This window comes from Paenibacillus agricola (assembly GCF_011440305.1).
Lineage (GTDB): Bacteria > Bacillota > Bacilli > Paenibacillales > NBRC-103111 > Paenibacillus_S > Paenibacillus_S agricola.
Window position 1 is genome coordinate 320,076 of record NZ_JAAOIW010000007.1, and the last position, 12,571, is coordinate 332,646.

Below are 12,571 nucleotides of genomic sequence, written 5' to 3' on the forward strand. Positions count from 1 at the left end.
TGTAGTGGTACGTATACGTCCCACCTACCGCTGTATCTAGTGTGGTTCCCAAGTTCATCGTATTGCTAACCGTCACCACGATACGGCTCGTTAAATTTCCATCGATATTATCCAATGCCGTTGCGCCCGCATCCGTGTAACCGGCTCCATGGGTCAGGCTAACCCTCGGATTTCCGTTCAATGTTATTACCGGCAGCGTGATATCCGGTATGGCTACTACTACACTTCGCGTTACTTCTGCAGCCGCATTGCCTGCCGTATCACTTACATTGTAGTGGAACGTATACGTCCCTGCTACCGCTGTATCTAGTGTGGTTCCCAAGTTCATCGTATTGCTAACCGTCACCACGATACGGCTCGTTAAATCTCCATCGATATTATCCAATGCCGTTGCACCCGCATCCATGTAACTGGCTCCATGGGTCAAGTTTACCGTTGCATTTCCGTTCAATGTTATTACCGGCAACGTGATATCCGGTATGGCTACTACTACACTTCGCGTTACTTCTGCAGCCGCATTGCCTGCCGTATCACTTACATTGTAGTGGTACGTATACGTCCCACCTACCGCTGTATCTAGCGTGGTTCCCAAGTTCATCGTATTGCTAACCGTCACCACGATACGGCTCGTTAAATCTCCGTCGATATTATCCAATGCCGTTGCGCCCGCATCCGTGTAACTGGCTCCAGGGGTCAGGTTAACCCTCGGATTTCCTGTCAATGTAATGACCGGCAACGTGATGTCCGGTGCCGATTTTACTGTTAAAGTATAGGTGACCTTCGTTATTCTATCCTGTGCTGTAACAATGACCTTCTTGCCTGTTGTCAAAGTTGTAGCTGGGGTTACTCCGTCAGCATCGTAAACTTCAAATATTGCATTCGCTGCAGGCGTGATCGCTGTCTTCAATGCAGCTAGCGTCGTTGCATATGGAATGTCCGTTATGGTTTCATTCATTGTTCTGCCTGTACTAATGGTTCCAATTACCGAGGTTAACGTTGCAGCCGTACTCATCCATTTCGCGTAAAGTGTCTTACTCAATGTTATCGTAAATGTCTCTGCCGCCAAATAGGTTATACCGCTTCCGTCTGCTAATGTGTTCCATCCTGCAAATGAGTAGCCCGAATTGATTAAACCGCCTGTATTCCCATAAACGCTTACAGTTGCTCTCTTCAAGTAGGTGCTGCTGTCGAATGGTGTGACCCCTTCGGTGTTTCCATTGCCGTCATAGGTCACATAGATTTGTACACCTTGTAAAGTGGGATATCCGTTATTTCGCAATGCATTTATTGCCCATCTGCCCGACAAGTCCCAACCTGCATCGGTATATGTGGTTATTTGCTTCATTTCTGAGGATGTTTTACCAGTACCTTTTCCTGTATCTACCTGCCTTGTTGTATTCTTGTCGTAGAAGCTGTTGTTCACTGTTCCAACACTGTTACCTCCTACCAAGCCGCCTATATCGGATGTCCCACTCACTCTTCCTGTGGCATAGCTTTTGCTGATTATATAAGCATTTGATCCTACCAAGCCACCTACATTGTATGTTCCACTCACACTTCCTGTGGCATAGCTGTTACTGATGGCTTCTTGACTATATCCGGCCAAGCCGCCCACTTCGGATGTCCCGCTCACACTTACTGCCGCGTAGCTGTTCACGATTGTACTCAGGTTTAGTCCCACTATACCGCCAGAGTTTGCTTTTCCGGTAACACTCCCTGTGACGGAGCTGTTGCTGATTGTTCCCTGGTTATTTCCCACCAAGCCGCCTGTTATTGCTCTACCTTTGACAGAAATATTTTCAAGAATTATATTTTTCATCTCACTATAAGCAATTATTGCGAATAGACCTACATTATCCGTTGTGGTTCTATTAATCTTTAGATTCATGATTTTAAAACCATTACCGTCCAAGTTTCCTATAAATATTCCTGACCCGTTGCCGCCAGTATTACCTATAGGTGCCCAGCCTGACCCGGTTGAATAAGTACTCAAATCAATATCTGCTATCAGCTTGTAGTTATTGTCACCATCTTGTAAATGATTCCTGAGCTCATTGAGCTGAGCAGCAGTTGCAATTTGATAAGGATCAGCTATGGTACCTGTTCCTCCAGCGAAAGCTACCGCTGCATACACTTTATCTCCCCCAATAAGCAGCCCATTCAATCCACCTAATACCATCAATATCACTAAGATGATAGACATTCCTTTTTTTAAATTAAAACGCATTCCATTTCCTCCTTTAAATCTTCAACTTACTTATCTCAAAAGACCAAATTGTAAAAAAAAGAGCCCTCATTTCTACATTTATCGACAAATGTTCGCACGGAACCCAAGCAGTGGGCTTTATTGGAGAAGCACAACAATAAGGTCCCGCTGTGTTATAAAATTATTGCGCCTCCTAAATGAAAGGACCTACGCCTTATGACATCATGTAAATATAAAATCCCACCTAACCATCGATAAACAAAAAAAATTATACCTTCTAAGTATAATTCAATTAAAAGACCTTAAATAGATGATCTAATTCACTAGCAAAGCAGTATTTTCGCCATTTTCCGACACTCTTCCTCTAACTTACATGACTTAAGTCACGTCTGTAGTAATAAAAACAGTAAACATTTGTATGAATGGAATCATTACAGTTTCATAACTACCACATTCTTTAAATACTTCAACTGGAATTAATAAAAACGCTCTGACGAACCTTTCATAAACTTTATCAGGGGACTTCTATTTGAGCTTGCGATATACAATTTAAAACGTATGAATGATAACCTTCTATCCTATCGAAAAATTGGAAGCCCTAGCCGAGTTCCTAAGAATTGACCTGGACAGCATTCAGGTGTGGAGGGACAACTCCCTGACTATTGGAAGTGACGATACGATTAAGTATTACGTTACAAAAGGAAAACGCAAATACGGCGAGCTATTAGGACGCCGTAGCGACTTGGGTATTGGGAAGGAAACGTTCCTCCCTAAGTTCTGGAAAGGATATTATTCCATAGACAGTCAAGGCAAAGAACTGTGGATCAGCTTCCAATTGTCCGAATTACTTGACCCTCGAAACGACTTCTTGTTTAAGCGTATTTTCGGTAGCGATGAAAATCACGATGTCTTACTGGCTTTCCTCAATAGAACATTCGTGGAAGCCGGAAAGCCACAGTTGACGCAGATCATTCTGCTCAATCCCTATACAGAGAAAGATGCTCCTCTGGATAAGCAATCGATCCTGGATATTCGCGGCAAGACCGCAGCAGGTGAACTGATTAATGTAGAAATGCAGTTATTCAATAAATACGACACCGAGAAGCGGACGCTGTTCTATTGGAGCAAGCTTTACAGCGGACAATTGCAGGAAGGCCAATCATACAGAGGCACGCCGGTTGTACGAGGACAGACAAAAGTATCTACACGATGAAGGGTCCATGATTGAAGGAGCATTGGCAGAAGGGGAAAGAAAGCCATTGCGATGACCGTAGAGCTATTAGCACTTGTTGTTGAGACTTCTATTATCGCTATAGCCTCAGGACTGTCTGTTTCAGAAATTGAGTCTCTAAAGAAACCAAGCCTCGGGGGCAACTTACCACGCCCCGCAAGGCTTCATACCCAAAAAATTCGCCTCATTTATGGTAAGGTTCACCGTAACGAGGCTATCGACGAAACTGCGCAGCTCCGCGGCATTGATGGTCATACGGAGTTCAATTTATTTTTCGATGTTTTTCTCCTATTTATTAATATTGATGTAGAATAAGGGAATGTTCAATCTTATTTCTTACTGTAGTTTGTTGTTAGTGAAATTTGGAAAGGATTAATAATACCTTATACCTTTCAAAATACTGAAGGGAAATTTGCTGTACGGTATCATTTAGGAGAACTGTTATGTATAAATTAACAAAAGCCCAAGCTCAAACCATTGTTGATCGAATGATGAAGGATATCCCTTACAATCTTAATATTATGAATCATACTGGAATCATTATCGGCAGTGGAAATCCAAAAAGAATAGGCTCAGTCCACCATGGAGCCGTAAAGGCTATTCAACAGGGTCATACCATAGAAATATATGAAGATGAAGAGTTTGTCAAAAAGGGCATTAATGTGCCGATTGATTTGAATGGTGAAATTGTTGGGGTAGTTGGAATTAGTGGCGAGGTAGCTGAAACTAGACCCTTCGGTAACCTTTTAAAATCTGCTGTTATTTTATTAATTAACCAAAGCATTGCTTCAGAAAAGGAAACTTCGAAGCACGGCTTAAAACAGGATTTTTTTCATCTTATGATTAACACCGATATCCACTATACGAACGAATTTATTCATCGTGCACTGCAATACGAGATTGAGCTCACCAAACCATCTCAAGTGCTCTATGTAGATTCACCTACTAAAATTTCTGAGTATGTAACTAACTGTGTATCGACTTTTAAAATATCAGCATATTCGCTATGTGTCGTCATTCAGGATGATAATCAACTGAACAGCATCATACAAGCGATTAGAATGAAAAATACAAAAGCTTTTCTATCCGTTAGTAAATGGAATGACACCATCGCCGAGGGCTTCTTACAAGCCAAATCAGCCATGCGTATTTTAAAAGGGCTAAATATGGATGAACGGCTCATCTACTACTCCAATTGTGAGCTTACCGCAGATATGTTGACGTCACTAAAGAGTAGCACTCAAATTGATCATGCTTCACAATTATTGAAACTAGACGAGGAAATGATTAATACACTGCAGATCTATCTAAACTGTAATCTAAATTTGAATGAAACGGCTAGTCAACTCATGATTCATCGCAATACACTGAGTTACCGTTTAAATAAAATACATTCAATTACAGGTAAAGATCCAAAAAACCTATTAGATCGCATCGAGCTAATCTTCATGCTCATTCATCATATGAAATCAAGAGGAGGGAGTGATTAACTCCCGATCTCTCACACCACCTAGGGATTGGGACTTGAACCCAAGATAGCGCCCATGCTGGGCGCACCATAAAAAGGATGCTCCCTTGTGCCTTGTGCGGGAGCATCCTTTTGCTCTTATGCTAACAATCGAGCAACGCTCTCTGCTGTACGTGCCACATTCTCCTTACCATTAACCAATAAGGTTTCTAGATCTGCAGCTCCAGGAACTATTCCAAAGATAGCGTCAAAGCCATGTTCATATAAACTCTCTACATCCCTACCTATATGACCAGCTAAAGCAATTACCTTGATCTGCTCATTCACACTCTTCGCGACTTGTGCGACACCATATGGTGTTTTACCGAATTTAGTCTGAAAATCTATGCCACCTTCACCTGTGAAGCAATAGTCTACATTTTTCATTTTTGCTTCCAATTCGGTGTATTCAATAACGATTTCTACCCCTCTCTTCATTCGAGAGTTAGTAAAAGCTATTAATCCTGCACCCAGTCCACCTGCACCACCTGCACCAGGTACATTTGCGACTTCAATACCAAGTTGCTGCTCAACAATTTGACTAAAGTGTCTTAAATTGGCATCCAATAACTCGACCATTTCAGGTGTTGCGCCCTTTTGCGGTCCAAATACTACAGAAGCTCCATGTTCACCACATAAAGGATTTGTTACGTCCGATGCAATAATAATATTAATCTCTTTTAGTTGCGGAATGATGTTCGACGTTTCGATTTTATCTAGCTCGCCCAAAAATCCACCACCAAGCTGAAGCTCGTTTCCTTGCTTATCTAAAAATTTATAACCAAGAGCTTTAGCCATGCCTGTACCAGCATCGTTCGTTGCACTACCGCCAATACCTAGGATAATATCTGTAATGCCGTTCTCAATACATGCCTTAATCAATTCTCCTGTGCCTAAGGTAGTCGTAATTAATGGATTTTTGGTTTCTTTCGTAACATGATGTATACCACTAGCTGATGCCATTTCAATGACAGCAGTTTTTCCGTCTCCCAAAATACCATAATGAGCTTGTACAGTAACACCAAGCGGTCCTGTTACTTCCTTTTGAATCAACACTCCACCCGTTGCATCCACTAAAGACTGAACCGTACCTTCTCCACCATCTGCCATCGGTACATGAATAAATGATGCATCAGGTATAGCTCTTCTAATACCGATCTCCATTGCTTCACATACTTCTTTAGCTGTCATACTTTCTTTAAAGGAGTCAGGTGCCACCATGAATAATTTCCCCATAATTCAATTCCCTCCGATTCTATAAGATAAATCCAAATAAAATGATCGCTACAATCGTCATCGTTAAACCGACTAAACACTCATAAAGTGCAACTTTCATACGATCTTTCATACTCATGCCCATCGCATTACGTGTAACGTGGAAATACGTACCATGTGGCAGATGATCAAGTACTGTAGCACTCGCATGTGTCATAACAGCAGCTGATAATGGCGTCACACCCGTATTCAAGATCGCACTTGAGAATGAACCTGTTGCAAGAATAACACCTGTTGATGTAGATGCTGTTGCTGCAGCCATTAACATACCTGCAATTGGTGCAAGGAATGTACCAGAAATACCTAATGCCTCTACAAGATTAACCACTTCAGTAGGTAAGGTAGAAGCTGTGATCAGACCACCAATTGCACCCGCACCAATAATAATCAGAATCGTTGGTGTCATACGATTTAATCCGGCTGTACAATAACTCGTAATCTGTTTTGACTTTCCTAAAACTACAGAACCTAATAAACCGGCAAATGGCAAAATAAATAAGGAATCGATTTTGATCGCTTCAAGAAAATCTATATTTAAGATCGCACCAATCGGACTAACCATAAGTAGAACAATCGCAATGACTGGAGCTATTAATGCTTTAGATAATGTAGGCAAATTCTCAACACTATTTTTTTCTAATTCTTTTGTGTCTTCATCTGTTATCTTTGTTCCCTTGTATTTTAAAGCTGATGCTAACAATACGGCTACAAGTAACCCGGAAATCGCAGGTACAATACCACCTAGCATCACCTGATTCACATCTAAATCAAATCCACCTGCTGCGGCAATTGTATTGGGATTGGGCGAAATAATGTTACCCGCTTTACCACCACCAGATAGCGCCACAAGAATTGCTATTTTAGAATAACCCATTTTATGACCTACAGTAAGTGCGATTGGTGCAACGATTAAAACGGCTACTGGAATAAAAACACCTACCGCAGTAATGACCATTGTAGCTAAAGCTAGTGATAGCATTGCTTTTGTACCACCAAGTTTATCTACAATAACTTTGGCGATCGTCTCCGCAGCTCCGGATTCCATCATAACACCCGCAAAAACACCAGCTGCAATAATACGAATGACTGTTCCTTGAACACTTTGTGTACCCGAAATTAGAATGCTAAGAACCTCTGAGAAATTAGCTCCACCTATAAATCCTCCAACAATTGCTCCTAAAATTAAGGCATACGTGGGAGCTTGTCTAAGCAAAATTAAAACGATTGCAAGAGCTAAACCAGCTAATGCTCCAATCCAGCTAATATCCATTCCTGCTGTCATATTATGTCATCCCCTAGATGTTAGAATATGCTCTTATTTTATTGATTTTTTTCGTTAATCAATGTTTTGAACACGGTTTCATTATAATTGTGAACTGCCTTTGCAACAATTGATAAACCAACGAACATATCTGTGCATATGCACAAAAAAAAGATGTAGATAAACCTGCAAGATTGATTCTTGTTGGCTCCATCGCTAGAGCAATATGTTAACCAAAGCTCCATTTTCTATGTTAGCGGTTTAGCGGAATGTGATTAACTACAGAAACTACCCGTCTATAAGTTTCAATTACACCATTACTCTATTAAAAGAATGAAAAACCACTCTAACGTAATAAAGTAGTTGGTGATTTCTCTATTGTTAATAATTAGGATTAAAATCAAGACAGCACCAGTCATCTATTTGAACTGGTTCTGCCCCCCTTCACTTTAAAAAATCTCATTTACTATTTCCAAAAAATAAAACTAAGAGCGCTACCTAATTAGGTACGCGCTCTATATCTTCAATATGATTATGATTTTTATCCACACAATTCCTATGACACCTTGTCAGACCGTCAGATCTTGCAATACAAACTTGCTCAGGTCATCCTGCAATTGCTGGGACATATCCTTTAGCTCCTCGGCAGAACTTTGGATTTGCTCCATGGAAGCTAGTTGTTCTTCTGCAGCTGCAGCCATGGTCTCAGCTTCATTCGATGTCTTATGAGAAATATCGGATATTTCTGCAATAGAGGCTGTTATTTCCTCCATTTCAGCTGACATTTCTTCAGAGGTTGCGGATACTTCCTGAATCTGTTCACTTACTAGCTTGATATCACTAAGAATGCCCTTAATCGCCACTTTAGAGCGTTCAATCGATTCCATACCCACATTCGTCTCGGTTTGCATCGAATCCATAGCGGATACCGTATCTCCAACTAGAGATCGAATAACATTTAACAGGTCCGAAATGGACTCCCCAGATCTTGATGTTTCTTCGGCAAGTTTTCCTACCTCTCGTGCAACTACACCAAATCCACGACCATGCTCTCCTTCACGCGCTGCTTCGATATTCGCATTCAGGGCAAGCAGCTTTGTTTGTTTCGCAACATCCATAATTGCCTTAATAATTTGACTAATACGCGCCGAATGCTCATCGAGCTTAGCTACAATCTGAGAAGACTCAACCTGCGTCTTCTTAATATTTGCCATTTGATTCACTGTTTCTACCAGCTGCTGATTCCCAAGCTCCGCATGTTCATTCGCGCGCATGGCAACAATAGCAACTTCAGACGCCGCTTCAGCAATTCGCAAAACACCTATCGACATCTCATTCATTGTGGTTGCCGTTTCAGCTGTAGTTCTCTTTTGTGCAGTTGTCCCTTCCGATACTCCCTGTACAGAACCGGCCACTTGCTGCATAGCCATTGTAGATTCATGTGAGATTTCAGTTAGCTGCCAGGAGGATTGAAATGTGGCTGCAGCAATTTTTTGATTGTTGCTTAGCACGCGATTCATCGATCTTTGCATTTCATTAAAGGCAATCCCTACAAGCTGTAGCTCATCCTTAGTATTCAATACGATATCCTGAGAGAAGTCGCCCTTTGCCATGGCCTCCGCTCGTTGCTTTAAGGCACTTACTGTTTCCATAACACTTTTATAGAATGCTACATAAAATATGGCTACTAATATCAAAACTGCAGCCGTAATCAATAATGTTATATTACGCGTAGCAGTAGAATCATTGATACGCTCCTGAAGCGTGTGATCTAATTCTGTTGTGGCAAGCTGGAATACCTCAGCTGCTGTTGCGATCGCAGCCGTTCCCTCAGCAAAAAAAGTATCGGGATTCATGCTCATCCCTTGCTTGTTTAAGATTTCTTGATCAAGCAAACCGAGGTAGTTCTGAATGTTTTGTGCAGCTTGCTCTACTTTCTTAAGCAGTTCCCCATTAATGGAGCTATTGAATTCCGCAATTTTGGCAAGCGACTTGTTTAGATTGGCTAGAGCAGCCTTACTCTTAGATGATTCTAGAAGCAACTGAGTTTTGATCTCATCCGTCAGTGTTCTCGATGCAAGAACTCCATTACCACGCCCACGGATAATAGCGGAGCTTTCGATCAAAGCAGGCAATTCCTGTACGATCAATTTCATCATGTAATAGGAGTTAATTTCACTATCAAGCGATAAACCGGACTCATCGGCACCGCTAACTATAAGCTCTTCTACCTGTTTCACCAGATTTGAATGGCGATCAAAACTATCTGATGCCTTTAAGCTTTCATAAGCACTATGTATGACATCCCATTCTCTCTTGGCGGAAACCCATTTTTCGTAGGATTGAGGGAGGCTTTTCTTCTGAAAATTAGTTTCAACTTGTTCAATCGATTGAGTAAGTTCTTGTTGCTTCGCTTCAATTTGAGCCTTTGCTTCTCTATTTCCATTCAAGTAACCATTTACAAGCCCGCGATGCTGTTGTACTTGTAGCATGAAAGGCATCATTTCACTGACCTGCTCCACACCAACTTGTTCGCTTTTGATAAGTTTTATTTCAACTTGCTGTGTCGAGGTCCAAATGTATAGAAGGATCACAACTGGAATCATAAATAGCACACTGATCAGCATAAATTTTTGTCCATATTTTAACCTCGAAATGATTGAAGTAAATGGACTCAGCATTTTGTCTAGCATACGTTCCTCACCCTTTGTATTGTGTATTTTCTCTAATGTTTTATTTCCAAAGCCTTAAAGACAGAATAAGAACGCCACCTGAATGGTTAGCGCTCTACATTTAATTGAATATGGATGCAATGCCGCGGCTAGCCAAATATTTAGCATTTTCCTTTTCTTGTCCATTCTCCATCCGGATTTTACGGTTGTTAGATTAGTCATAACAGAACATCAAACAACTAGCCTTCTATTAGCAGAAGACTGGTTGTTTGATGTTCTGTAAGTGCCCTTTTACTAATTTTGGAGGCTAAACCTTAAAACGATCGATCAACGACTGCAGAACCTCTGCCATTTTCGATAAGGACTCAGCGTTAGCTGTAACCTCTTCCATTGATGCAAGCTGTTGTTGAGAAGCTGCTGAAATGGTTTGAGCATTATCTGAAGAAGCTATTGCTATCTCCGTGATGGTTTCAAACGATTGAACCATATTTTCTACCGCTATAGAAATCTCTTGTGCATTGGTATGTACCTGCATCGTCTGCTTGTCAACTTCTGATATCGAATTTTGAATATTAACAAATAATTGTCCAGTATGCCTAACTAAGCCGAGACCGTTACCAACTTCTTTGGACGTGCCGACAACAGCGGTAACTGTTCTGTTAGCTACTAATTGTGTGTCAGAAACCAATTGCGAGATTTTTTTGGCCGAATTCGCCGTATCTTCTGCAAGTTTTCTTACCTCTGAAGCAACGACAGCAAATCCTTGACCGTGCTCGCCAGCTCTCGCAGCTTCGATTGCAGCATTTAAAGAAAGCAAATTTGTTTGTGTTGCTATCTCAGTAATAACCTTAATGATGTTACCTATCTCGGTCGACTTAGAGCCAAGCTCCTTTACATCCTTTGATAGATTATCAACATTTGCCGCAATAGATTCCATTTGCTGTATTACGGCTGCAACGGAGTCTCCACCTTCTTTGGATCTTGTTAAGGAGGTATTGGCATTAGCACTCAACAGATTAAGATTTGCACTGATTTCCTGCACACTGGATGATATGCCGCCAATTATAGTACCGCTACTTGCTACACTGCCCAGCTGTTGTTCGGCCCCTGCGGCCATTCCCTGCAAGGATTCAGCGACATGTGCGGTTGATTCTGATGTTTCTTCGGCGCTTGCGCTAAGTTGTTCGGAAGCAGCCGCCAATTGGCTTGAAGTATCCCCGACTTCATGAATTAGCTTGCGAAGTGACAATCTCATTTTCTCGAAACTGCTGCCTAGATCACCGAACTCGTCTTTAGTATTAAGAATGATAGGTTGCGTTAGATCGCCGCCACTAATAGCTTTTGACAGATGCATTAGTTCACTCAACGGTTTATTGATACTTCTGATTATGAATAACATGATTAATACACCGACCGCTATAGCTATAACCAAAACTATTAAGGTGGTATACAGAATTCCGTTGACTTCGTCTTGAATTTCTTGATCGACAAGAATTCCAGCTATTTTCCAACCCGTGAATTTGTTTGTAACATAGTAAGCAATTTCATCTTCCGAGCTCTCCGTGGATGTATACCTGAATACTCCAGAATCAGACGAATACAATGCTTCAGCTGCACCACCTTTATATTCTTCCCCTGGATTTACGATATTTTTGGAGGCAGCAATCATAATCTTCGCTTGGTCAGTAATTTGTATATAGCCATTATTGCCTATCTTAATATCCTCAAGACTTTTGGATAATTGATTAAGGTCGATTTGTATACCAAAAACCCCTGATTGATCTTTAGTAGTTTTCACGGCAATAACCACTTGACCACCCGTATTAGCTGATTTGGATGGGGCCATTAAGATAGCTTTTCCTGCGTTTTCAAAACCTTGTATGAACCATGGTCTTGTACGAGGGTCAAATCCGGCTGCAACTTGATTAGGCTCCCGGAAGAACCTGCCATCTTTTGTCCCCAATAATACTGCATCTATTTCTGGATGCAAAGCCTTATACGCTTTTATTACTTCGTAAGCCTTGGCCTTATCTCCACCTTCGTACATATCCGGTGTTATGCTATTGGCTATGTGTTCCGCATCAAGTACTGTTTGAGAGATTGTTTCGCTTATGTACCGATCGAACAGTTGTACATTGGATTGAGCCGCCTTAGACATTTGTTCTTCCACTTTTGACTTGGCCGCATTATAAGCGGTGAGCCCAACCACCAGACTCGGTATTAATAATACTGCCGTAAAAGATAAAATCAGTTTTGATTTGATACTTTTTAAATTAATTGAACCTGTGCCTTTTACCAAACCACTTTTCATAATTCCCATCTGTGCACTCCTTTATTGTGTTAGATAACTGTGAATATTTATCTATTATTCTAAGATGTTGCGGGATTCGTGAAAGATGGCAATAGGATGCCCGAGTCC

At 41.2% G+C, this 12,571-nt stretch carries 7 protein-coding genes and 1 pseudogene; 3 read left to right on the plus strand and 5 right to left on the minus strand.

The features are described 5' to 3' along the window. A partial coding sequence (locus tag G9U52_RS20505; RefSeq protein ID WP_166152492.1) for an immunoglobulin-like domain-containing protein occupies nucleotides 1–2,227 on the minus strand: 2,227 nt, incomplete at its 3' end. Nucleotides 2,228–3,041: 814 nt separating this feature from the next. On the opposite strand from G9U52_RS20505, the pseudogene G9U52_RS41720 reads away from it, so the two are divergent. The 3 genes and pseudogenes from G9U52_RS41720 to G9U52_RS20515 all read left to right on the plus strand — a co-directional run. Further along, nucleotides 3,042–3,374, plus strand: a pseudogene (locus G9U52_RS41720) (Rpn family recombination-promoting nuclease/putative transposase); the annotation flags it as partial. Between the two features lie 96 nt (nucleotides 3,375–3,470). Then, the gene (locus G9U52_RS41725) at nucleotides 3,471–3,752 is read left to right on the plus strand and encodes a hypothetical protein (RefSeq protein ID WP_375790268.1); all 282 of its coding nucleotides are present in this window, start codon (nucleotides 3,471–3,473) and stop codon (nucleotides 3,750–3,752) included. A 128-nt stretch (nucleotides 3,753–3,880) separates the two neighbouring features. Further along, on the plus strand, nucleotides 3,881–4,927 hold the full coding sequence (locus tag G9U52_RS20515) for a CdaR family transcriptional regulator (protein WP_166152493.1): 1,047 nt from the start codon (nucleotides 3,881–3,883) through the stop codon (nucleotides 4,925–4,927). A gap of 116 nt (nucleotides 4,928–5,043) precedes the next feature. Here the strand turns inward: G9U52_RS20515 and G9U52_RS20520 are convergent, their stop codons facing one another. The 4 genes from G9U52_RS20520 to G9U52_RS20535 all read right to left on the minus strand — a co-directional run bounded on the left by G9U52_RS20520 (nucleotide 5,044) and on the right by G9U52_RS20535 (nucleotide 12,472). Next, nucleotides 5,044–6,180 carry a glycerate kinase family protein gene (locus G9U52_RS20520; protein WP_207953097.1) on the minus strand — a complete coding sequence of 379 codons (1,137 nt, stop codon included), beginning with the start codon at nucleotides 6,178–6,180 and terminating at the stop codon, nucleotides 5,044–5,046. Between the two features lie 19 nt (nucleotides 6,181–6,199). Next, entirely contained in the window at nucleotides 6,200–7,501 is a 1,302-nt protein-coding gene (locus tag G9U52_RS20525) for a GntP family permease (RefSeq protein WP_166152494.1), read from the minus strand. Nucleotides 7,502–8,049: 548 nt separating this feature from the next. Beyond that, entirely contained in the window at nucleotides 8,050–10,173 is a 2,124-nt protein-coding gene (locus tag G9U52_RS20530) for a methyl-accepting chemotaxis protein (RefSeq protein WP_166152495.1), read from the minus strand. Between the two features lie 286 nt (nucleotides 10,174–10,459). Beyond that, on the minus strand, nucleotides 10,460–12,472 hold the full coding sequence (locus tag G9U52_RS20535; RefSeq protein WP_166152496.1) for a methyl-accepting chemotaxis protein: 2,013 nt from the start codon (nucleotides 12,470–12,472) through the stop codon (nucleotides 10,460–10,462). Between the last annotated feature and the right edge of the window lie 99 nt (nucleotides 12,473–12,571).